The 21553-nt window shown below is 60.2% G+C and carries 18 protein-coding genes, 1 tRNA gene and 2 pseudogenes; 10 read left to right on the top strand and 11 right to left on the bottom strand.

Annotation, left to right across the window (positions count from 1 at the left end):
• Nucleotides 1-32 precede the first annotated feature (32 nt).
• Nucleotides 33-926, top strand: coding sequence for a hypothetical protein (locus H2O14_RS10945; protein WP_182827678.1), 894 nt, complete (start codon nt 33-35; stop codon nt 924-926).
• On the opposite strand, the gene H2O14_RS10940 is transcribed toward H2O14_RS10945, so the two are convergent.
• On the bottom strand, nt 907-1224 hold the full coding sequence (locus H2O14_RS10940; RefSeq protein ID WP_182827677.1) for a hypothetical protein: 318 nt from the start codon (nt 1222-1224) through the stop codon (nt 907-909). The genes H2O14_RS10945 and H2O14_RS10940 overlap by 20 nt on opposite strands.
• Nucleotides 1225-1646: 422 nt before the next feature.
• On the opposite strand from H2O14_RS10940, the gene H2O14_RS10935 reads away from it, so the two are divergent.
• Entirely contained in the window at nt 1647-3740 is a 2094-nt protein-coding gene (locus H2O14_RS10935) for a hypothetical protein (protein ID WP_182827676.1), read from the top strand.
• Nucleotides 3741-4789: 1049 nt separating this feature from the next.
• Here H2O14_RS10935 and H2O14_RS10930 read toward each other — a convergent pair.
• The 3 genes from H2O14_RS10930 to H2O14_RS10920 all read right to left on the bottom strand — a co-directional run bounded on the left by H2O14_RS10930 (nt 4790) and on the right by H2O14_RS10920 (nt 6575).
• The gene (locus H2O14_RS10930; RefSeq protein ID WP_182827675.1) at nt 4790-5137 is read right to left on the bottom strand and encodes a hypothetical protein; all 348 of its coding nucleotides are present in this window, start codon (nt 5135-5137) and stop codon (nt 4790-4792) included.
• A 21-nt stretch (nt 5138-5158) separates the two neighbouring features.
• On the bottom strand, nt 5159-5686 hold the full coding sequence (locus H2O14_RS10925; RefSeq protein WP_182827674.1) for a hypothetical protein: 528 nt from the start codon (nt 5684-5686) through the stop codon (nt 5159-5161).
• Nucleotides 5687-6326: 640 nt separating this feature from the next.
• Nucleotides 6327-6575 carry a hypothetical protein gene (locus H2O14_RS10920; RefSeq protein WP_182827673.1) on the bottom strand — a complete coding sequence of 83 codons (249 nt, stop codon included), beginning with the start codon at nt 6573-6575 and terminating at the stop codon, nt 6327-6329.
• 869 nt (nt 6576-7444) lie between these two features.
• On the opposite strand from H2O14_RS10920, the gene H2O14_RS10915 reads away from it, so the two are divergent.
• Nucleotides 7445-8092, top strand: coding sequence for a recombinase family protein (locus H2O14_RS10915; protein WP_182827672.1), 648 nt, complete (start codon nt 7445-7447; stop codon nt 8090-8092).
• A gap of 951 nt (nt 8093-9043) precedes the next feature.
• Here the strand turns inward: H2O14_RS10915 and H2O14_RS10910 are convergent.
• The 3 genes from H2O14_RS10910 to H2O14_RS10900 form a co-directional block, all read right to left on the bottom strand.
• Nucleotides 9044-10846 (bottom strand): site-specific integrase, encoded by a 1803-nt coding sequence (locus H2O14_RS10910; RefSeq protein ID WP_182827671.1) that lies wholly within the window; start codon nt 10844-10846, stop codon nt 9044-9046.
• A gap of 101 nt (nt 10847-10947) precedes the next feature.
• A tRNA-Arg gene (locus tag H2O14_RS10905) sits at nt 10948-11024 on the bottom strand.
• 143 nt (nt 11025-11167) lie between these two features.
• Nucleotides 11168-12502, bottom strand: a complete 1335-nt coding sequence (locus H2O14_RS10900) for a sensor histidine kinase (RefSeq protein ID WP_182829340.1) — start codon at nt 12500-12502, stop codon at nt 11168-11170.
• Nucleotides 12503-12883: 381 nt separating this feature from the next.
• Here H2O14_RS10900 and rpmH point away from each other — a divergent pair, with 381 nt between their 5' ends.
• The 5 genes and pseudogenes from rpmH to yihA all read left to right on the top strand — a co-directional run bounded on the left by rpmH (nt 12884) and on the right by yihA (nt 16994).
• Nucleotides 12884-13024 carry a 50S ribosomal protein L34 gene (gene rpmH / locus H2O14_RS10895; protein WP_182827670.1) on the top strand — a complete coding sequence of 47 codons (141 nt, stop codon included), beginning with the start codon at nt 12884-12886 and terminating at the stop codon, nt 13022-13024.
• A 21-nt stretch (nt 13025-13045) separates the two neighbouring features.
• Entirely contained in the window at nt 13046-13441 is a 396-nt protein-coding gene (gene rnpA, locus H2O14_RS10890) for a ribonuclease P protein component (protein ID WP_182827669.1), read from the top strand.
• Nucleotides 13425-15208 (top strand): annotated as a pseudogene (yidC, locus tag H2O14_RS10885) (membrane protein insertase YidC). The gene rnpA and the pseudogene yidC overlap by 17 nt, the downstream one beginning before the upstream one ends.
• Before the next feature lie 118 nt (nt 15209-15326).
• Nucleotides 15327-16283 (top strand): DMT family transporter, encoded by a 957-nt coding sequence (locus H2O14_RS10880; protein WP_246697356.1) that lies wholly within the window; start codon nt 15327-15329, stop codon nt 16281-16283.
• A gap of 55 nt (nt 16284-16338) precedes the next feature.
• Nucleotides 16339-16994: pseudogene (gene yihA, locus H2O14_RS10875) on the top strand (ribosome biogenesis GTP-binding protein YihA/YsxC).
• A 100-nt stretch (nt 16995-17094) separates the two neighbouring features.
• On the opposite strand, the gene H2O14_RS10870 reads toward yihA, so the two are convergent.
• Nucleotides 17095-17655, bottom strand: coding sequence for a fasciclin domain-containing protein (locus H2O14_RS10870; RefSeq protein WP_182827667.1), 561 nt, complete (start codon nt 17653-17655; stop codon nt 17095-17097).
• Between the two features lie 394 nt (nt 17656-18049).
• On the opposite strand from H2O14_RS10870, the gene H2O14_RS10865 reads away from it, so the two are divergent.
• A complete protein-coding gene (locus H2O14_RS10865) occupies nt 18050-19276 on the top strand; it encodes an EAL domain-containing protein (RefSeq protein WP_182827666.1) in 1227 nt (408 codons plus the stop codon).
• Nucleotides 19277-19294: 18 nt separating this feature from the next.
• On the opposite strand, the gene H2O14_RS29395 is transcribed toward H2O14_RS10865, so the two are convergent.
• Genes H2O14_RS29395 through H2O14_RS10855 form a run of 3 tightly spaced genes read right to left on the bottom strand, consistent with a single transcriptional unit; the run spans nt 19295 to nt 20513 of the window.
• Entirely contained in the window at nt 19295-19591 is a 297-nt protein-coding gene (locus H2O14_RS29395; RefSeq protein ID WP_409526918.1) for an anti-sigma factor domain-containing protein, read from the bottom strand.
• Nucleotides 19579-19983, bottom strand: a complete 405-nt coding sequence (locus tag H2O14_RS29390) for a hypothetical protein (RefSeq protein ID WP_409526917.1) — start codon at nt 19981-19983, stop codon at nt 19579-19581. The genes H2O14_RS29395 and H2O14_RS29390 overlap by 13 nt, the downstream gene beginning before the upstream one ends.
• On the bottom strand, nt 19980-20513 hold the full coding sequence (locus H2O14_RS10855) for a sigma-70 family RNA polymerase sigma factor (protein WP_246697355.1): 534 nt from the start codon (nt 20511-20513) through the stop codon (nt 19980-19982). Before H2O14_RS10855 ends, H2O14_RS29390 begins: the two co-directional genes overlap by 4 nt.
• Nucleotides 20514-20657: 144 nt before the next feature.
• Between H2O14_RS10855 and argB the strand changes: the two genes are divergently transcribed.
• On the top strand, nt 20658-21545 hold the full coding sequence (argB, locus tag H2O14_RS10850) for an acetylglutamate kinase (protein WP_182827664.1): 888 nt from the start codon (nt 20658-20660) through the stop codon (nt 21543-21545).
• Nucleotides 21546-21553: the final 8 nt, after the last annotated feature.

The raw sequence follows: 21553 nt of genomic DNA, 5'->3' as shown, positions 1-21553 counted from the left end.
AGTTACGTGAGTTTCTATGAAGGACCAACACCATGTCAGACAACAAACAACCCTCCACCCTGGACCCCGAGTTCCTCCAGGCCGTCGAAGAGGTGACCAAAGAGCGCCAGCTCGCAGGTACCATGCAGGACGGGGCTCGGGCGATGCCGCCTGTTCAACCTCAGGGCTCCGACCCACAGTCCCAAGAGCAGCCTGGCTTCTTCCAGCGGCTCTACAACGAGGTCACCGCTCCGAAGACTGCTCCGGTTGCCGGGGTAGACTATGGAACCGCACCTGATGCAGGCACCATGTCCGCAGCCACGCGGGTCCTGGGCTCCAGCGTTGAGGCCCAGTCAGAGATACCGAGGGCGGTAATTGGTGGGGCGGCCCGTGCCGTCCTCCAGACCAGAGACTTCATGGCAGGACTGACTGGGGAGACCACCGATCCCGCCGACAGGACGGCTCTGCGTAATGCTATCGAGGCCGACTACAAGGACGTGACATCGCGCTCCATCCCGAACGCCTTGGCTGGCGGCATCTCGCAGTTCGTCACTGGGCTCATCGGCGCTGGCAAACTCATGGCTCCTCTCAAGGCCACCCAGACGTTCGCCGCTGGAGGCAAGGCCGCTCAGGTCGGCTATGAGATCGCTAGGGGCGCTGCGGCCGGTGCGGTCGTGATGGACCCCCATGAGGCCCGCCTCTCGAATATGATCCAGGAGTTCCCCGCCCTGGAAAACCCCGTGTCCGAGTACCTCGCGGCCAATCCCGACGACAGCGCCGCAGAGGGCCGCCTCAAGAACGCGCTCGAAGGCGCTGGGGTGGACCTCGCGTTCGCCGGGGCTTTTGCCCTGGGCTCAAGGCCATCAAGTTCGCTCGCCGTGGGAACCCCGAAGCCGCCAAGAAGGTGGTCGAAGAGATTGCCCAGCCTCAGGTGGCGGAGGAGATGAAGGCGGCGGCCGAGCGTCCGGTGGAGGTTCCGCCAGTGGCTCCAGTCGAGAAACCCCGTGTCCGCGTCAAGGCGGGCTCCCAGGCGGCCAGCGAGAACGGAGTTCGACTAACGAGCGATGCTCGTGACGGTATCCAGCCTCCAGACCAGATCAGCGAGGCAGCTCCCACCACGGTGGACCAGAGCACCCCGCTCCCAGACAGCGCCCCGTCCGCCGCAAAGACGCTTCCCACGGAGGCCGTCAGCGATGAGCAGATGAAGGCGATCCTGGACGGCACCGACTGGGACCTCAGGTCCATCGACCAAGCGGGCTCCCGCGAGGAGGCCATCAGCCAAGGCTATAAGCCCGCCCCGCAGGCTGGCGTCCCCTGGCAGAAGCTCCAGACCCCCGAGGACGTGTCAACCCTCATCGCCAATGCCCAGAAGGTCCTGAGGCCAGAACTCGATGCCGTCAAAGGCGGTGCCGTGCTGTCTGACGCCAAGGTCGAACGCCAGGTCCGAGCCGCAGCCCGCTACTTCAACGAAGACCCTGCGGCAGTCGTGGGGAGATCGCTCAGGCCGGGGACGCGGCGGCAGGCATGGTGCGGAACATGGAGGCTGGCTATCTGGTCTCCACCCGTATGTTCATGGACGCCTACGATGTCATCAACAAGGTCCGCTGGGGAACCTCGCGGAGTTCGGTGGGGACAGCGCCCAGGCCCTGGCTGAGGCTCGCCGCCGAATGTCCGTCGCCATGGAGACCTACGCAGCGTCCCAGAGCATGAGGGCCGCCGCAGGTCGCTCCCTCAGGCGGATGCGCGGGGAGTTCGGCGTCAACCCAGAGCAGCTCAAGGCCCTGACCTCTCTGGACGACCAGAAGTTCATGGACATCATGCAGTCCACTGGCGGCGACCCCAAGAAACTCAAGGACCTCGCCAAGCCAACGGTGATGAAGCGGGTGATGGACGAGCTGCAATTCTCGCAGCGCAATGGTCTCCTCTGGCTCTACCCCACTCACGTCGTCAACCTGACCTCCAACGTCTACATGCAGATCGCAAGGCCGCTGGAGAAGGGCCTGGGGTCTCTCGTGCTGAGCGGCGGCAAGGCGGTTCGTCAGCAGGCGGCCAAGGAGTTCTATTACACGGCGGCGGCCATCACGGACGGCTGGAAGGCTGGCGTCGAGGCGTTCATGAAGGGCGACTCCAAGCTGGCTCCGCACATGACGGACTGGCTCGATGCTCCTTCACAGAGCACCGCCCACCAGCCGCTCGGGGTTCCGAACTTCAGGCCCTTCGATAGCTGGGAGAACTTGTGGCACAACCTCCACATCTCCTCCCTCTACCGCAATGTCACTGGCTTTCCCACACGGTTCCTGGGGGCACAGGACGAGTTCTTCAAGACGCTCCGGTACAGGTCGGTCGTACAGTCTCGCGCTGCGGTGGCTGGCGAGCAGATGGGCCTGAAGGGTCAAGACCTGAAGGACTTCATGGAAAGCCGCCTCCATCAGGCCTTCGATGATGAGGGACGAGCAGTCGATCCCGAGGCGCTACTTGAGGCTCAGACCTCAACGTTTAACCAGGAGCTTCTTCCTGGGACGTTGGGCGCGGGGATCAGAAACCTGCGGACCTACTATCCGCCTATTGGCTTTGTCCTGCCGTTCGTGAAGACACCGATCAACGTGTTGCGATACTCCCACAAGTATACGCCGGGGCTCAACCTCATCCAGGGCGAATATCGGGCGATGCTTCTGGGGAAGATGGGGATGGAGCGGCAGGCTCAAGCTATCGGGCAGATGGCGCTGGGTAGTCTCTTCATGGCGTCCGCTGGCCTCCTGGTCGCGAACGGGCGCATCACAGGCGGCGGCCCATCGGATGACCAACTCCGCAAGCAACTCATCGAGCAAGGCTGGAAGCCCTACTCGGTGGTCGTGACCAACGCGGACGGCTCCAAGACCTATGTGCCCTACGGAAGGTTCGATCCGGTCGGCCTGCCGATGGGGATCATGGCGGACCTCCACGAGCTTTACACTATGGACCCCGAGCACCGGGACATTTCCAACGTCGCGACCGCCACAGGGATCGCCCTCGCTAGGAACTTCGCAGACCGCACCTTCCTCCTCAACATGAACCAGCTCGTTGACGCCCTCAGCGACCCCGAGAACAAGATGGAGAAGTTCGTGGGGAACATGGGAAGCTCGATGATCCCGATGTCCTCGGCCATGCGCGGCTATGCGAACACCGACCCCTACCTTAGGGAAGCTCGGGGACTGCTCGACCGAGTGCTCAAGGACATCCCCGGCTACTCCAAGGGCCTCCCGCCCCGGCGTGATGTCTTCGGGGAGCCCGTGGCGCGGCGGATCGGAGTGACGACCACCATGAGCGAGGACTCGGTGGAGGCCGAAGTCAACCGCATCATGCTGGAGACCAACGAGGGCCTCTCAATGCCCCAGCCGACGCATAACGGCATGGATTTGCGTGATGTCACCCTGAAGTCCGGACAGAATGCCTACGACAGGTATCAGGAGCTTGCGGCCAAACCCGAGGAGGGCGGCCCGAGCCTCAAGGAGTCCCTGGAGAAGCTCATCAGGACCAAGGACTACGAGGACATGCCAGACGGCGAGACGGGACAACCTGGGAGCAGGCTCAACGCCATCCAGGGCATCGTCCAGAAGTACCGCACGGCTGGCTTCAAGAGGCTCCAGGAGGAGAACCCTGAGCTTCGGACCCAGATGCTCCAGCACAAGTACAAAGCCGCCGCTGGGTATCTCGACAATACGGGCCAGAAGTCGGCTGGCGATCAGCTCCGCAAGGCTCTTGGTTTGGCGGCGACGCCGTGACCCCCGCCCCTCATTCTGAGCGGGAGGGGAGCATGAAAAGTACCTAGATATCTCCAGCCAAGGTGAGAAAGGATGTTGATATGGCGGCCGCCGTTACCCATATGGGATATGGATAGCGTGTTTAGGAGATTTTAATGCCAATGGCATATTTAATCTCTCTGTAGGGCACCGAGAAGAAAACGCTTGCAATAGCGATCTTTTCTGCTGCATATGCGTTACATTAATACGAGCACACATGAGCAGACTGATTTTCCCACGGGAACTTTGGAAAGCCATTCGAAGCTCTGATTACCTGCTTGCGGGTTAATTTGAGCGTGTTTGTAACATCTAGACCTTGGACTTCGCCCGGCCGGGTGCCTCCATGGTGGTTGTTACGATCCGTAGGTGTGAGAGATAGCTTGCGGGAGGCACCGCATAATCTCGTTGTTCGAAATGCAAGCACAAATATCGGTCATTTGTTCTCACGCATATGACTCATGAAATGGGCCGATGGCGCTACAAGCGACATCGGCCTTTTCGTTTACTTATATGATAAAGTCGTTAGGTGCGATATTTACATGCGTTTTCTTCGGCGCACTATCGTGGCCATGGCAGTTTTCATAGCTAGACTTTAGCTTCCCCTTCACCGGGGTGCAGTCGTAGTGCAGACAGTAATCGTATGCTCCGCCAAGGCGGCTTCTGGCATTAAAGAGGCAATCCATTGGATGACTCTTGGCGACGCTATTCCTTAAGAAGCCATGCCGGTCTTTGCCTGGGCTTTTAAAAAAAAGAACCCCATCGCTCAATGCTCGCCTTTGCTCGTCTGGAGGTGTAGCCCAGGGAATTTTGCCAAAAACCGGGCTATTTCGTCGTCTAATAGCTTTTCAGGGTCATCGCTGTAAGCGGCTTCGAGTATACCTTCCGAAGGAGATCATCCAGCTCTTCTCCTTGGAAATTGCGCACAGGTAAAAGCAATGGATTTAGGTTACGTACATTAGTACGGTGTGATATGATCCGCGAGGTTGCCCTTAAACTCCTACTCGCTGCTATCACTTCCTCCGCGAAATCGTTTAGAAGTTTATTTTTTCCTGTTTATTGCGTGCCGCCTCAAGATTGATAGGTTCAATCCGACGAGGGAGGGCAAAAGGAAAAAACCTATCAAGAAATGCTTTCGTGCTACTGTCGCCGTAATCGACATAAATAAGCAATGTTACGACCTGCGTATTTTCTGGTATATTTATGTAATAATCAAAAAGACTTCTTAGAAGTCTGTCGACATAACTTTTTGCGTAATTTTTGTTGGTATTTGGGATGAGAAATAGTTTTCCGCCGGGTGCGATCTTGTTTTCTGATTCCTTCTTTACTCTGTCAAATACTTCGTCTGGTAGCCCAGCAATAACAAGAGAGTATGCTGTCATTTCACATGCAGCCCTGGGTGTTCATGCACTTTTGCTTAGGAGGGCTACCACAACATCGAGTGGTAGTGATGTGGAAGACAGTTGCCTCTTATCGAGAGCATCCACAACTGCGTGAAGTAATGTTCGGCCATGCACGGCTGCCGGACTTCTCACTGTCTGTTGCCTAGCTAAGAACTTTTCCCGATTAAACTGCCGATCTTCGATCCACTGTCGTATATTTTCTAGAATAACTTTATCTCGTCCCGGTATATTTGCCTCCGCGATAAACTCTGGATCAATGATTTCATGTTGAGTGGAGGGCCGAGTGTCGGAATCCTCAAATGTGAAGTCTTCCATATTTAAAAAGCGGGAGCCTTTAGAAAGTGGAACGGAAAAAGCCGCCCAAAATCTATAATTGAAACGTTCTGGTTTGTCTGCGTCATCCGCATCAGAGCGTGAGAATTTCGATGCGCCAGTTGTCTTTTTTACAATGGACTGAATGTTATTGTATTCACCAGTTTGTATTATATCATACTTTTCGGATAAGTTTTCTTTTATAAAATCCGCCAAGCTTTTTGAAAAAGTTTAACTTTATGCAAGTCATTTCCTAAATCCTTTCCGAGCCTGCTTAACAGGTACGGTTTTCCCGTTGCGATCTCAGCGTCTGCTAGACCCTCGATTTTATTTCTAATTCTCAGTATATCTTCTGACACGGACAGCACCCAATGGTATTCGATCACGTTGGTTTGACCATGTAACCCTAGTTGCGCGTGAATCAAAACCAGAAAGTTCGCACAAGGCTATTCAAATCAAAACGGAGCCTCCCGGATCACCACAAAGGGATCACGAGACATCTGGGACACGTGGCAACGCGACGGCGCATTCCCCCTCCGGGGGTACCCCATATTCCACACAATGTCCTATCTGGCAGTACCAGAGATGTTGCCACATTCCGCAAGTTGCGCTTTACGGTAGGAGCGTATGCCCCTCTTGGATTGTTGCCACTTGCCGCACCTTGTCGTATCCCATTGTGAATATTTCTGAATTGACCGTGGGTTAGTCCGATCCAATCATGCGGCGGGAATAACCATAGGTTTAACTTCATGCTCCAGACCATAACGGCTCAAATGGTCCTTGCCCAAAAGCTGCCCCGTTATGTCGATGAGGCTTATGAGGTGGATGAGGGAGAGATTGCGTTACGGATCGGGGGTCAGTGGATCGCGCTGGCCCCGCCGCAAGTCGCCATTGTCTCCGAACTGTGGCCGCTCCAGGTCAATCTACAATTGGAGCCAAGCGGGGTTGGACCTTGCGCCATGGCGTCGGGGCTTCCAAGCGTTCCCTGCCAATCGACGCCATAGCGCGGCCCGGTGAAGCCCGTGAGGAATTGATTTTCATCCTGATCGGTCGGGCGGTTCGCCGACTCAAGGACGCTCTTGCGCTGGCTGACTTCCATGTTCACCTTGCGGAACTTTCCAGATGACAGACGCGGCGTCCTCATAAGGTTAGAGGCAGGGCGAGTGACTCAAACCTCGTGCCCATCCCCAATGAAATCAGCCGGTTAGAGCGGGCGGTCGAGACCTGCTGTGGTGCGGTCTGTAGTGCATCCGTGCATTACCGCCGCTTCAGGCCTTAGGCATAACGAAAAGGCCGCCTTGCGGGCGGCCTCTTGGCGTTTGAATTGGAAGGAAAAGCTTTTAGGCTTGGTAGGCCAGATGAATAGGGCCGAAGTCCAGAAAGTGACAGCCGCCCTCTTCCCAACGATCACGCCGCCATTCTGAAGGCTTGCGCCAGTTAGTTTCGATATAGGCGTCTTTGAACCCTAGAGCCGTCAAAAGCCGTTCCCGCCAAGTAAACATTGAGTGCCTCTTTCAAACCGTTGTGAACCCATCGCCAACCTGCGATGCACATAATGTAAAAAATCGGCTGAAATCGTCAATTCAATAATATTTATCCATGATCGCCATGAAAAAGCTCCCACTTTCACGATGATGATGAATATGATAATACTATATTTGTGCCACACTATCACTATTGCGCAATGTGTCATCACCGTTTATTGCCGAATATTTACTATTGCGCACTGTAGCAGGATTATTTCCTCCGATTATTACTTTTTGGCAGTTGCCGAGGGGGCCAACAGGCAGGAAGACACCGGACCAACAGGCCGCAAGTCCGTCTCAAGGTCCCGCACTCATGCGCTTCGATAAGGTATGCTTGAAGAGAAGCGCGGCGGACCAACGCTGTAGGGCGCTTCGAAAATGCCCTTGACCACTCATAACGAAGCATGACATAACGAAGCACCTAAAGCGAAGCAAGGGAGCTTTGAGCATGACCCTAGTGCGAGCATACCTCCGCGCCAGCACCAAAGAGCAGGACGCCAGCCGAGCGAGAGCCGACCTCGCCAAGTTTGCCCAAGAGCGGGGCCTCCGGGTCGCGGGCTACTACGCAGAGAACGAGAGCGGCGCTTCTCTCAAGAGGCCAGAGTTATTCCGCCTCCTCACCGACTCCGAACCTGGAGACATCCTCCTGGTCGAACAGGTGGACCGCTTAAGTCGCCTCAATGCCGCCGACTGGCAGCGGCTCAAAGCCGAGATCACGGGGCGGCAGGTTCGGGTGGTGGCCCTGGACCTCCCGACCTCATGGATGCTCGCAACGGCAGAGCGAGATGATGTGCAATCGCGCATCTTGGAGGCCATTAACGGCATGATGTTGGACATGCTGGCCGCCATTGCGCGAAAAGACTACGATGATCGACGGCGGCGGCAGGCTCAAGGTATCGAGCAAGCCAAGGCGCGTGGAGAGTACAAGGGGCGGCCAGAGGACAAGGAACGCAACGCCGCCATCATAAAGTTGCTGGAGGCAGGGCAGAGCTGGCGAAGCATAGCGGCCGCAACGGGCTGCTCGATGGCTACCCTGTCGCGGCTGGCAAAGCGTCTACGCGGAGATCAGGAGGCAGAGCATGTGGTCGTCGCTTAGGAGGGCGCTCGGCAAAGCGCTAGGTGCTATGGATGGTCCCCCTCCCTACTATCCGCCTTCAGGGCTCTCCACCTTAGAACAGTGGGAGCGCCTGCCGGTAATCAAGAGGGCTATGCATTGGGACGCTGAAGGACGGCTTTGGGTCTATGAGATAAAGCGGTGCCCTGCGTCGGGGTTAAAGGTGCGTATCACTCGTCAAATTGATGGCTAAATTTATTTTCTCGTGCGGCCAGTTTTTGGCACGAAACTGCATCAAGGCCCATTGACGCCAAATTCTCATAGGGAAGTTGCGATTTTCGCATAGCTATAAGTTGATGAATTTGATGATGTTTGGCGGAAAACGATTCGGCTGGTGCGTGAGATCAATCCTCACTTAATGAGTCAATGCCCTTGCTAAACAAATCAACGTGGAATATTAACTTAATTGTTCCTGTTAAGGGAAACGAAAAAGGCCCCGCATATCGCAGGGCCTTCACCTATCGTACGGCTGGGTTATGGACGTTTCGCCACGTTGCAGCGTGGCTTGCGTCTGCAATGAGAGCAGACATGCTCCCATTGGCCCAGTCGGAAACGCCAGTAGTCCGTAACTGATACGGGACTAATCAGCGAGCATGCTACGCGCATGGTAATCTCCTGACTTGAAAAGCAAGTCGGGCTTACCGCCCCTCCAGTGACGACTTCACCGAAGCTCGGATGCTCCTCCCAATCGATTTCAATTGGCAGAGACGTCCAAAGAGGGTTAACGCTCCATTGATCTATTAGACATCTCGCCAAAGATTGCAACTGATTCCGCTGCGTGAACTCGTGAATCCCACGGGGAAGTGGTTTTTCTACGATGCTTTTGGGGGTGTGATGTTCTGCAAATGTACCAACAGACAGGGCCAACTGTCCCTAAGAACACCTACGGACTGGTCACATACTCATTTGCGGCGATTTCATTAAGTGATTCCATCATGGTCTCCATCCTGAGTCTTTCACCTGAAGACGCGGCAGCTTGTTGATCTCTGTATGGACGACCTCAGGCGGCCAATCCCCATAGCTTTCTCTGGCGTCAGTCTTTGGGCGACTGCCCAGCATGTAGTCCCGCGTCTCCTTGTCCATCCTCTCCCATGCGTCCTCTCCGTTCCCGCCGCCTCGCGAGGTGGTCGTAAAGGCGTGGCGGAAGGCATGGAGCTGGCGGCCACGGAACGCGGTTAACTTCAGGCCATCCCTTATCCAGTCCGAAGCCTCGCTGTAGGCCTCAACCGAACGGGGCGACTTGACCTTCCGGAGGTCAACCTCTGGCGGATACGGACTGTAGAATAGCGGACCTGTGCCCACGCTCCTCACCATCTGCATGAAGCCTAGCTCTATGATGTGGTCGTGGATGCCGGTGATCCATGCGTTATTGCCTTTGGTGCCGCCAGCCTCGGGGGTGATGAAGAGGAAGGGCACATCTTTCTCCATCCGCACGTCTTGTCCGCGAAGCTGCGCAAGCTCAACTGGGCGGAGGCCGGTATAGGTGAGAAGCCAGGGCAACCAGAAGATTGCTCGGCGGTAGGGGAGCGAGAGCCCCGGCTTCCAGTCCCCGCTCGTGAAGGTGGCCTGAAGTATCGCCTGGACGTGCTCTCGGGTGTGCCCTTTGGTCTCGCGATGCGGCTCCTTAGCGGTGCGATCTAGCACGGCCGACGCGGGGTTATCGGGGAGGTATCCCTCGCTGACGCCCCACTCCAGGACCGCTTTGAGTGCCGCCAAGTGCTTTCGATTGATGGTCGCGCTGTCTATCCCCTCGTTTCGCATGGAGTCTCGCCAGCGCAGCACGTCGTCTTTTGTCACCCTGGCGAGGTCTTTGTGGCCCGCGAACTTGCTGAAGCGCGTCAGAGACCCTCTATATGCCACGCCAGTGGAGGGGCGGCGGTTCTCAGTCTCAAGCTTGTCCTCCAGCAGCTCGAAGAGATTCTTGGGCCTGGAGCGAAATGGTGAGGGCTGCTCCGCCAGAGCAAAGGTCGGTAGGGCGGCGATGCGGGCTTCTACCTCGCGTAGTTTTTCGGGGCGGAACTGTCGGTAATCTTCAAGCGCTTGCCGAACGTCCGCCACCGCGTTTGCCGCCCGCTGAACAAACTCGGCGCTGTCGAGGGTGTCTGGTAGGCGTACCGAGTGCTGCCGAGCGGCTCCGACCACGGCCGCCACCTCCGGGCTTTGCACCAAGTCCCGCCAAGCGATCTCGCCCATGAATGCCCAGCGTTCGCCCCTGTAGTAGGCGTCCAGCAGGTCTCGGAGGATGGCGTCCCTTTGCCCATCTTCGCTTGCCTTGAAGCGGGTGTGCCAAGCGTGGAGCTTCTTGCGTTCCTCCTGTGAGAGGAGCCCTGCCTTCCTTGCGATTTCCTCAGCGGAGGTGCTGCTCGATCCTTCAATGGGTGGTAGCTTGTCCGGCTGTTCGCGGTGTTGGGCGAGGAAGGTCTCCATGGCGGTTCGCACCACCCCAGCCTTCTCCTCATGAGAGAGGGCTCTTGCACCCTCCTTCTCAATCCGCGCCAGCTCCCGCAAGGTATCGCTCCAGGCGGAGACCTGGCGGCGGTGCTGTTCAAGGCGACTCGAATACGCTGTCTCGGCTCGACGCTGGTCACGCTCGCCTAGAGACACAAGCCAGTCTTGATTTTTGGGAAGCTGTTCACCGGCCGCGAGGAGGAGTTCACGCTGGTTCCAAATGTCGGTCGGGATATAGAGGCGGCCTTGCCAAACCTCGGAGCCTTTGCGCTTTGACAGTCCGCGCATACGCCAGCGCCTTCCAACCATTCCAGAGCACCATTCCATAGCAGTTCGCGTTGACGAAAGCCATTGAAAATGCTAACTTGTTGAATGCTATGGAAGAAAAGTGGCGCACCCGAAGAGATTCGAACTCCTGACCCCCAGATTCGTAGTCTGGTGCTCTATCCAGCTGAGCTACGGGTGCTTGCCTGACCGCCGTCGTTTCCGGCGGTGTGCGGCTCTACTACTGCGCGGCTTTGAGGATTGCAAGCGGCTTTTTCAAAAAAATGCAACAAAAGCCGTGGGAGGTCGGTCGCAGGGCGGGCCAAACGGGCTTGCGGAGAGGGCTCAAAGTCCTGCGCGATGCGGGATTTCCACCCGGAAGAGGCAGCCGGGAGAGGACTTTTCCACAAGGGTGATCGCGCCGCCATGGGCGAGCGCGATGTCGCGGGCGATCACCAGGCCGAGGCCGACGCCGCCGGCGCGGGTGGAGCCGCGGAAGGCGGAGAAGAGATGGGCGCGGGCTTTTTCGGGCATGCCGGGGCCGTTGTCGTCGATATCGAGGCGCAGGCGATCGCCGATGACGGCGACGCCGACCCGGATCTGCTTGTCGCCGCCGTCATGCGGCTCGAGCGCCTGCAGCGAGTTGCGGCAGAGATTGTAGATCACCCGGAACATCTGTTCGGGATCGGCCTCGATCTCGAGCGTCGGCTTGACGTCGGTCACGAATCGGATCTGCCCGTCCGCCGCCAGGCCGAGGATTTCGCCGACGTCGTCAATCAACGGCCGCAGCGCGAAACGGCTGACCTGCGGCGCGGCCTCGCTCGCCCGGCCATAGGCCAGCACGTCGGAGGAATAGCTGATGGCGCGACCGAGCGTGCGCACCAGCTTGGCCGACAGGCCGCGGCCGACGGGGTCGCCGAGTTCGGTGAGGCGGTCCGACATCAATTGCGCCGAGGACAGGATGTTGCGCATGTCGTGATTGATCTTGGAGACGGCGAGGCCGAGATCGGCGAGATTCTTCTGCTGCTTGAGCGTCCGCTGCAATTCCGTCTGCATGGCGGCGAGATGGCGGGCCGCGACCGAGAGTTCGTCGCGCCCCTCGGGCGGGCTCATGATCGCCGCGGGATTGCCGGGATCGGCGGCGAACCCCTGCATGCTCGCCGTCATCCGTCCGATCGGGCGGATCAGGATGCGGTTGATGGTGAAGAAGATCAACGCCGCCGTGGTCAGCGAGATGACGATGGAGAAGAACAGGATTTCGCGGCAATAAACCAGCATCGCCTGGCGCAGCGCCCGGTCGCTCATGACCAGTTCGATCTCCATGCCGGAGGCGCCGATCGGGCCGCGCACGCTCACCACCTGTTCGCCGCCCCAGGCCAGCGTCGAAAAGGCGTCATAGGCGTCGGCGAAGAAGCTCTTCGTCGACAGGTCATACTGCGCGTTGACCGCCGGCGGCACTTCGGAGACCACGATCATCCGGGTCAGTTCTTCCTTGTGCAGCGCGATGGCCTTGGTGCCGGTGGCCATCAGCGTCGAATCCTCGAGCGAGCGCGGCAGCTTGATGTCGGGCAGGCCGTCGATGACGATCGCGGCGGCGGCGGCGGTGTTCAGCCGGTCGCGCAGCCAGGACAGGCGCATATCGGTGACCGACGGCACGAAGATCATGATTTCCGCCAGCATGACGAAGATGACGGTGAGCAGCAGGATCCGGGTGGAAAGCCGGGCGGTGGGCGGGGTTTCCACCGCCGCATCGAAGGCGAGGCTGCGGACAGGCGCCTGTGCTGTCGTTCCATCCCGGGCCAATCGCCGCTCCGTTGTCTGGCGTTTCCTGTCGGGGCCGTCGGGCCGTCCGTGCTCGCGCTCATCATGTAGAGGTCTGGGTGGAATGCGCAAGACCGCGACGCTCCCGAAATCGAGCCGAATGGTTGACTTCCTCGGCGTCTCTCCCTATAAGCCCGGCCACGTTCGGGAAGCCGGGCCCGCGCAAGCGGCCGCGGCAGCGCCGTGCGACATCCAAAAAACGCTCATCAAGAAGGGCCGCACTCCGCGGTAATTAAATAAATGGCAACAAAGCGTACCTACCAGCCGTCCAAGCTCGTTCGCAAGCGTCGTCACGGCTTCCGCGCCCGCATCGCCACCAAGGGTGGCCGCAAGGTCATCAGCGCTCGCCGCAATCGCGGCCGCAAGGTCCTGTCCGCTTAAGCGGACGGGCCTGAAAGACCGATGACGAACCGAAAAGATGTTCGTACTGCCGGTCGGCTGAAGAGCCGGCCGGAATTTTTGCGTGCGCGCGAGGGTGAGAGGCGCAGAGGCCGCTTGTTCATCGTCGAGGTCCTGGATCGCAAGTCTCCCGAAGACGCGCCGCGCGTCGGCTTCACCGTCACCAAGAAGCAGGGCAATTCGGTGGAGCGCAACCGCATCCGCCGGCGCCTGAAAGAGGCGGTCCGGCTGAAGGCGCAGTTTGCAATGCAGCCGGGACACGACTATGTGATTGTGGCCCATCGGGAGGCGATGTCCGCCTCCTTCGATGATTTGAGCAAAACCCTTATCGCGCGCATCTCCAGCCGGCAGGACAAGAAAAGCCGGCCACCGGGAAAGAGTGATGGAAAACAACCGTAATTATTATCTCGCGATCGTTCTGTCCGTCCTGATCGTCTTCGGCTGGCAGTTCTTCTACATGGGCCCGAAAATGGAAGCCCAGCAGAAGACCGAGGAGCAGCGCCAGGCCGAACTCGCCAAACAGCAGAAGGCCAACCCGGCCGCTGCGCCGGCCGTCGACCAGTCCGGCCAGCCGATTCCGGCCGCCAACGGCCAGGCCGTGGCGGTGGTGACGCGCGAGCAGGCGCTTTCCCAGACCGACCGCATCGTCATCGACACGCCCGCCCTGACCGGCTCGATCAGCCTGGCCGGCGCCCGCTTCGACGACCTCCGGCTCAAGAATTACCGCGAGACGATCGACAAGGACAGCCCGATCATCACGCTGTTCAGCCCGGGCAACACCAAGGACGGCTATTTCGTCGAACTGGGTTTCCTCGGCGCGCAGAACCTGCCCGGCATGACCACCAACTGGACGGTGGAGGGCGCCAATCGCCTGACCCAGTCCACGCCGGTGACGCTGACCTACACCAATCCCGAAGGCGTCACCTTCACCCGCAAGATATCGGTCGACGACAAATACATGTTCCAGATCGAGGACAGCGTGAAGAACGGCTCCGCCGCGCCGCTGTCGCTGACGCCCTACGGCCGCGTCGTGCGCTACAATCAGCCGACGCACGCCTCCGCCTGGGTGCTGCATGAGGGTTATGTCGGCGTCATGGACGGCAGCCTGAAGGAAGAGACCTTCGGCAACGCCGAAAGCGAGCCGGCCAAGTTCGAGGCGCCGCAGGGCGGCTGGTTCGGCATCACCGACAAATACTGGGCCGCCACCATCGTGCCCCAGAAGAGCTCCTCCTTCACCTCGCAATTTTCGCATGTCGAGACCGGACAGCCGCTCTACCAGGCGGATTACCGCGAAAACGCCGCCACCAGCGTGGCCGCGGGCGAGACCAAGAGCTTCTCGACCATGGTGTTCGCCGGCGCCAAGCAGGTGCCCGTGATCGAGGGTTACGAAGAGAAATACGGCATCCAGGATTTCAACAAGCTGATCGACTGGGGCTATTTCTACTTCCTCACCAAGCCCATGTTCTATCTCATGGACTGGCTGTTCCACTATTTCGGCAATTTCGGCCTCGCCATCCTCGGCACGACCGTCATCGTCAAGCTGATCTTCTTCCCGATCGCCAACCGGCAATACGCCTCGATGGCCAAGATGAAGACGCTGCAGCCGAAGATGGAGGAGCTGAAGGCCAAGCATGGCGACGACCGCATGGCGCTGCAGCAAGCCATGATGCAGCTTTACAAGGAAGAGAAGGTCAATCCGGTGGCCGGCTGCTGGCCGGTGCTCTTGCAGATCCCGGTGTTCTTCGCGCTCTACAAGGTCATCTATGTGACGATCGAAATGCGGCATGCGCCGTTCTTCGGCTGGATCCAGGACCTTTCGGCGCCGGATCCCACCACGATCTTCAACCTGTTCGGCCTGATCCCCTGGACGCCGCCGCATGCGCTGATGCTGGGCGTCTGGCCGATCATCATGGCTTCACCATGTTCATCCAGATGCGCATGAACCCGACGCCGCCCGATCCGACCCAGGCGATGATCTTCAACTGGATGCCGCTGATCTTCACCTTCATGCTGGGTTCGTTCCCCGCCGGCCTCGTCATTTACTGGGCCTGGAACAACACGCTGTCGGTGTTGCAGCAGGGCGTCATCATGAAGCGTCACGGCGCCAAGATCGAACTGTTCGACAATCTCAAGGGACTGTTCAAGCGAAAGCCATCATCGGCCTGAATGCGTCTTGAAAAGAATTGATCGATCGCAAATGTCGCAACCGGGGCTTCGCCCCGGTTGCTTTCGTTTACACTGACGACGACGCGAGCAGGGGACTGGACGGCAGATGGACAAGAGCATGACGGCCTCGCCGGCCGCGCAGGAGGGCGCAGGCGCGCTTTTGGTGTTTCTCTCCGCCGTGGCCTGGAGCTTCGGCGGCGCTCTCGCGCGCTACCTCGATATCGACGACAGTTGGACCGTCGTGTGCTGGCGCGGCCTGTTCGCCGGCCTCTTTCTCCTCGGCTTCCTGTTGTTGCGCGACGGACCGCGCAAGACCCTGTCGCTCTACCGCAACATGGGCGCGCCCGGCCTTCTCGTCGCCTTCGGCTTCGCCGTCGCATCCTCCTGTTTCGTCATCGCCATCTCCTACACCACCGTCGCCAATGTCGTGCTGATCCAGGCCGGCGTGCCGCTGTTTGCGGCGTTGATCGCCTGGATCCTGTTTCGCGAGCGGGTGACGTTCGCCACCTGGCTCGCCATCGCAGCCGTCATCGCCGGCGTGGCCATCATGGTGGCGGGCGGTCCGCTGCTCGCCGCGCTCACGGGCCACGAGGCGCAGGCGTCCGGCTCCGGCGTCGATTATCCCATGGCCTGGTTCGGCAATCTCCTGGCGCTGGCCATCGCCATCGTCTTCGCCATGACCACGGTGGTCACGAGACGCTTTCCGAATGTCCGGCAGACGCCGGGAGCGAGTCTCGGTTGTTTCGCCGCCTCGGCATTCGCCGCGACGCAGGCCTCGGGCTTCGCCGTGACGCCGGGCGAGCTCGGCGTGCTCTTCGTGTTCGGCGCGCTCAATCTCGGGCTGGGCATGGCCCTGTTCGTCACCGGCGCCCGGCTGATCCCCTCGGCATTCGCGGCGCTGCTCGGCACGGCCGAGACCATGCTGGGACCTGTCTGGGTGGCGATTTTCCATGGCGAGATCCCCGGCGTCGAGACCGTCATCGGCGGCCTGATCATCCTCGCCGCGCTGATCTTCTACCTCTCCAAGGCGTTGAAACGGCAGGCGCCGGCGCCGGCCATCGCCGCCAAGCCTTGACTTATGCGGGGAATAGCCCAAAAGGCGTGGTTTAGCCGCAAGACAGGATAGACCCATGGCCGACACGCAAGCCGACAAACTCAGCCGCATCTTCACGCGGCCCTGGGTGTTTATCCGCGGCGTGCCGGCGATGAAGTTCCTGCCCCGGAAGGCCCGGCCGAAATCGCTTTCGCCGGCCGATCCAATGTCGGCAAATCCTCGCTCATCAATGCGCTGGTCGGCCAGAGCGGGCTCGCCCGGACGTCCAACACGCCGGGCCGCACCCAGGAGCTCAATTATTTCGTGCCGGACGGCTATACGGGCGAGGCGGGCGATCTGCCGCCCTGCGCGTTGGTCGACATGCCGGGCTATGGCTATGCGCAAGCGCCGAAGGCGCAGGTGGACGCCTGGACCAAGCTGGTCTTCGATTACCTTCGCGGCCGCACGACGCTTCGGCGCGTCTATGTGCTGATCGACAGCCGCCACGGCATCAAGAAGAACGACGAAGAGGTGCTGAAGCTGCTCGACCTCGCGGCGGTTTCCTACCAGGTCGTGCTGACCAAGACCGACAAGATCAAGGCGGCCGAACTCGAGACGCTCAAGGTCGATACGCTCGCCAAGCTCGCCAAGCATCCGGCCTCCTATCCGGAAATCCTCGCCACCTCCTCGGAAAAAGGCGTGGGCGTCGACGAGATGCGGGCGGCGATCCTGCATCTGCTGTCGCTCGGCTGAAATTTCCATGAAAAAGCCGCCCGGGAGGTTCGGGCGGCAAGAAAGGCGGGTCCGGGGGCGGCAGCCCCGATGGGAGGACCCGCGCGCGACTGCTCGGGCTTCAGCCCTTCGGCAGCAGCACCTTGTCGATCACGTGGATGACGCCGTTCTTCTGCTTGACGTCGGCGATGGTCACGGTGGCCATATTGCCCATCTCGTCGGTGAGCATGATCTTGCCGCCCATTTCCGTGGCCTTCAGCGTGCAGCCGCCCACGGTCTTGACGTCGTGCGAACCGCCGTCGTCCTTGATCATCTTGTCGATCGCGGCGGACATGGCGTCGGCCGCCACCACATGGCAGGTCAGCACCTTGGTCAGCTGATCCTTGTTCTCGGGCTTCAGCAGCGTGTCGACCGTGCCCGCCGGCAGTGCGGCGAAGGCTTCGTTGGTGGGGGCGAAGACGGTGAAGGGGCCCGCGCCGTTCAGCGTGTCGACCAGGCCGGCGGCCTTGACGGCGGCGACCAGCGTGGTGTGATCCTTGGAGTTGACGGCGTTTTCGACAATCGTCTTGTTGTCATACATCGGCGCGCCGCCGACTTCCGGGTTGGAAGAGGCATAGGCCACGGCGCCCACCCCGATCACGGCGGAGATGAGGGCTGCAGTGCGAAGCGTGGTCTTGAGCATGGATCTTTCCTTCCTGTTGAACATCACGCCGGGCGTTCCGCCGGCATGGTCCTCGTTGGGGGACGGAGCGATCTACGGAAGGGCGAAAAAGAGTTTCAGCACGGGCGATAATTTTCTCAAGAAAATGCCGCAGGCCACAGTCTGATGCTCGCACCAATACGTGACCGCTGACCGGAGCGGCTGCCGGGGCCGCCACGCCAGCGCCGGAGATCGGCGGAAAGCCGCCCAAATCAGCATTGAATAAGTATATGAGAGATTGTAAACTTACGCTGCGTCGCCTTTTAAGATCGTCGTGTTCGCGCGCCGGCGCTCCAAACCCGACGAAAAGCGAAAACGTAAGAATTGCAGTCGGTGCGATGCGGCATTGTTTGAACGCCGAGGGGTGGGGGAGTTCTTGAACAGCATCCACGAGTCCGCCGCCTCGCCGACGCCGCTGTCTCCGACGGTGGCGGCGAATATCGACATCGTGCTCGAGATGATCCGTACCCATCTCCGCATGGATGTGGCTTTCCTCGCCGAGTTTTCCGAAGCGGCGCGCGTTTTCCGGGGCGTGTCGGCGCGGCGCGACAATCCGCCGATCCGGGCGGGCGACGTTCACCCGATCGGCGCAGGCTATTGCCGGAAGATCGTCGACTGCATCCTGCCGGAATTGATTCCGGACACGGCCGACTTTCCCGTCGCCGCCATGATTCCCGAAACCGCTTCGATCCCGATCGGAGCCCATCTGAGCGTGCCGGTGCGGTTCGGCGACGGCCGGGTCTACGGAACGCTCTGCTGTTTCAGCTATCTGCCGCGACCGACGCTCGGCCAGAGCGATCTCGACCTGCTGCACCAGCTGGCGGGCCTGACGGCCAATATGCTGGCGGCCGATGTCTCCGCGCATCAGCGTCGCAGGCGGTTGCGCAAGATGATCGATGCGGCTCTCGCCCAGGGCGATCCGCGCATCGTCTTTCAGCCGATCGTCGACCTCGCATCGCGGGCCGTCACCGGCTATGAAGCATTGTCCCGCTTCGCCGCCGAGCCTGCTCGAAGCCCGGACAAATGGTTCGCGGATGCCGCCGACGCGGGCGTCGGCAAGCGCGTCGAACTGATCGCCGCGCAAAAGGCGATCGTCGAGAGCAGGCGGCTGCCCGCAGAGCTCACGGTCAACATCAATCTGTCGCCGGCGACCATTGTGACCAGCGACCTCGAGCCGTTGCTCTCGTTGATCGACCCGGAAAGGCTGGTGATCGAGATCACCGAGCATGCTCCGATCGACGATTACGGACGCGTCGAGACGGCGTTGAGGGCGGTTCGTCGGGCGGGGGCGCGTATCGCAATCGACGACGCCGGAGCCGGCTATTCGAGCCTTCTCCATGTTCTCAGGCTGCAACCCGACATCATCAAGTTCGATATCAGCCTGACGCGCGGGATAGACACCGATCCCAACCGCATCGCCATGGTCGGAGCCCTGGTGGAGTACAGCAGGCGAACCGGGACCACTGTCGTCGCCGAGGGCGTCGAAACGCCGGAGGAAGAAAAGGTCCTGCGCGAACTCCGCGTCGACAAGGCCCAGGGCTATTTCTATGGCCGCCCTTCGCCGGTGTCCGATATAGCGGCTGTCTCGGGTCTCACAACGTAACCGCGCGCCCTGCGGCGATCACCGGCCCCGTCGGCTTGCCGTCGGGGAACCGCCGAGCGGTTCGACCGTAATCGCGATGGTGCGGCCGGCGGTGAACGAAGCGCGCAGCGAAGTGGGAATGACGATGTCGCCGCGGCCCGTGTCGGGCAGAACGCCGACCGAAAGCGGCGGCTTGCCGTCTTCGATCACCCACACTTCCAGCGATTTCGGCCCGTCCTGGCGAAGCGCCGCGGGGATGACGCTGAGACGGCCAGTGCCGAAGTCGTAGGTTGCGACGAGATTGAAGCCGTTCTTTTCGCCGGTCAGTTCGGCCACCAGGGGCGGGCGGGCTGTCCGACCCCGAGCGGCGGAAGGCGGTGAGCGACGCCGAACCAGGCGGCGGCGACAGCCCCGGCCACCGCCAGGCCGCGCCACAGCGTCAGCGAGTTCCACAAACGCGACAGGCCTCCGTCCCTGGCCTCTTCGGGCTGGAACAGCTGCGCTTCGATACGGCGGAAAACATGCGACGGCGGAGCTTCCGCCTGATAGTCGTCGTTGAATTCGGCGAGATTGGTCTGCCAGCGGCGCACCTGCATGGCGAATTTGGGATCGATGGCCATGCGGGCTTCGACGCGCCGGCGATCGGCGTCTGACAGGACGCCCAGCACGTATTCGCCCGAGATGATCTCATCCCGGCTACGATCCCAATCCTGCGGCTTCTCGCTCATTGCCCGAGGCACTCTCTCAATTTCAGCAGGCTGCGGCGCAGCCAGGTTCGCATCGTGTTTAGCGGCACCTGGTAGAGATCCGCCAATTCCTGATAACTCCGACCTTCGACATAGGCTTTCCGGACGGCGTCTCTCCTATCCGATTCGAGGGTCTGCATGCATCTGTGAATTCTCATCCCTTCGCTTCTCAACATGGCAAGCTTTTCCGGGTCTGGATCGGACCCTGCCAGATCATAGGCTTCGTCGATCGAACTCGCTTCGGGACGCCGCGCCCTGAGCGCGTCGATCGCATGATTGCGCGCCACAGCGGCGAGCCAGACCTCGGCCGAGCCGGCCTCGTGATTGAACCGATCGGCGCGCCGCCAGACCTTGACGAAGACATCCTGCAACGCATCCTCGGCCTCCTGCCTGTTTTTGAGGATACGGAGGAGTATCCCGAAAAGTTTCGGGCCGCTTTGGTCATAAAGCGCGGAAAAGGCCTTGCGGTCGCCGAGGGCGACCCGGCCGAGCAATCCGTTCAGATCATGCATCGTCTCGTCCATTCGATGGTGAGCAGGATGCGCCTCCCCCGCGCGACGCCTGACGAAATTACGCCTTCATGCCGGAGACGGATCATTCCATCTGTCACGAAGTTGGGCTAAAGAGGCTCGATTTCAGTCCATGCGAGGCCTTTCATGTCCCACACCGAAAGCGAGATCCAGGCGCGGCTCCTGGTCCAGGCGCTGCCCTTCATGCAGCGCTACGAGAACAAGACCATCGTGGTGAAATATGGCGGCCACGCCATGGGCAATCCGGAACTGGGCAAGGCTTTCGCGGCCGATATCGCGCTTCTCAAGCAATCCGGCGTCAATCCGATCGTCGTGCATGGCGGCGGCCCGCAGATCGGCGCGATGCTCGCCAAGATGGGCATCGAATCCCGCTTCGAGAACGGTCTGCGCGTGACCGACCAGAAGACGGTCGAGATCGTCGAAATGGTGCTGGCCGGCTCGATCAACAAGGAAATCGTTGCGCTGATCAACCAGACCGGCGAATGGGCGATCGGCCTTTGCGGCAAGGACGGCAACATGGTCTTCGCCGAAAAGGCGCAGAAGAAGGTCAAGGACCCGGACAGCAATATCGAACGCATCCTCGATCTCGGCTTCGTCGGCGAAGTGGTCGAAGTCGACCGCACGCTGCTCGACCTTCTCGCACGCTCGGAAATGATCCCGGTCATCGCCCCCGTCGCGCCTGGCCGCGACGGCGCGACCTACAATATCAACGCCGACACCTTCGCCGGCGCGATCGCCGGCGCGCTCAACGCCTCGCGCCTGCTGTTCCTCACCGACGTTCCGGGCGTGCTCGACAAGAACGGCAATCTCATCAAGGAATTGTCGGTCGCCGAGGCGCATGCGCTGATCGAGGACGGCACGATTTCCGGCGGCATGATCCCCAAGGTCGAAACCTGCATCGAAGCCATCCAGGCCGGCGTGCAGGGCGTGGTCATCCTCAACGGCAAGACGGCGCATTCGGTGCTGCTCGAACTGTTCACGGAGACCGGCGCCGGCACGCTGCTGGTGCCCTGATCAGCCTC

The sequence above is a fragment of the Rhizobium sp. G21 genome (assembly GCF_014158035.1).
Taxonomy (GTDB): domain Bacteria; phylum Pseudomonadota; class Alphaproteobacteria; order Rhizobiales; family Rhizobiaceae; genus Rhizobium_E.
Note: the sequence above shows the minus strand (reverse complement) of the source record. Positions and strands in the feature narration are given on the sequence as shown.

What these genes read in the sequence shown, in the direction of transcription:
- rpmH (WP_182827670.1), top strand. Translation starts at nt 12,884, where the DNA reads ATGGCAACAAAGCGTACCTACCAGCCGTCCAAGCTCGTTCGCAAGCGT.
- H2O14_RS10855 (WP_246697355.1), bottom strand. Translation starts at nt 20,513, where the DNA reads ATGCATGATCTGAACGGATTGCTCGGCCGGGTCGCCCTCGGCGACCGC.
- H2O14_RS10940 (WP_182827677.1), bottom strand. Translation starts at nt 1,224, where the DNA reads ATGGACCTGAGGTCCCAGTCGGTGCCGTCCAGGATCGCCTTCATCTGC.
- H2O14_RS10870 (WP_182827667.1), bottom strand. Translation starts at nt 17,655, where the DNA reads ATGCTCAAGACCACGCTTCGCACTGCAGCCCTCATCTCCGCCGTGATC.
- H2O14_RS10935 (WP_182827676.1), top strand. Translation starts at nt 1,647, where the DNA reads ATGTCCGTCGCCATGGAGACCTACGCAGCGTCCCAGAGCATGAGGGCC.
- H2O14_RS10915 (WP_182827672.1), top strand. Translation starts at nt 7,445, where the DNA reads ATGACCCTAGTGCGAGCATACCTCCGCGCCAGCACCAAAGAGCAGGAC.
- H2O14_RS10945 (WP_182827678.1), top strand. Translation starts at nt 33, where the DNA reads ATGTCAGACAACAAACAACCCTCCACCCTGGACCCCGAGTTCCTCCAG.
- argB (WP_182827664.1), top strand. Translation starts at nt 20,658, where the DNA reads ATGTCCCACACCGAAAGCGAGATCCAGGCGCGGCTCCTGGTCCAGGCG.
- H2O14_RS10930 (WP_182827675.1), bottom strand. Translation starts at nt 5,137, where the DNA reads ATGACAGCATACTCTCTTGTTATTGCTGGGCTACCAGACGAAGTATTT.
- H2O14_RS10910 (WP_182827671.1), bottom strand. Translation starts at nt 10,846, where the DNA reads ATGCGCGGACTGTCAAAGCGCAAAGGCTCCGAGGTTTGGCAAGGCCGC.
- H2O14_RS10880 (WP_246697356.1), top strand. Translation starts at nt 15,327, where the DNA reads ATGACGGCCTCGCCGGCCGCGCAGGAGGGCGCAGGCGCGCTTTTGGTG.
- H2O14_RS10900 (WP_182829340.1), bottom strand. Translation starts at nt 12,502, where the DNA reads ATGCTGGCGGAAATCATGATCTTCGTGCCGTCGGTCACCGATATGCGC.
- H2O14_RS29390 (WP_409526917.1), bottom strand. Translation starts at nt 19,983, where the DNA reads ATGAGCGAGAAGCCGCAGGATTGGGATCGTAGCCGGGATGAGATCATC.
- rnpA (WP_182827669.1), top strand. Translation starts at nt 13,046, where the DNA reads ATGACGAACCGAAAAGATGTTCGTACTGCCGGTCGGCTGAAGAGCCGG.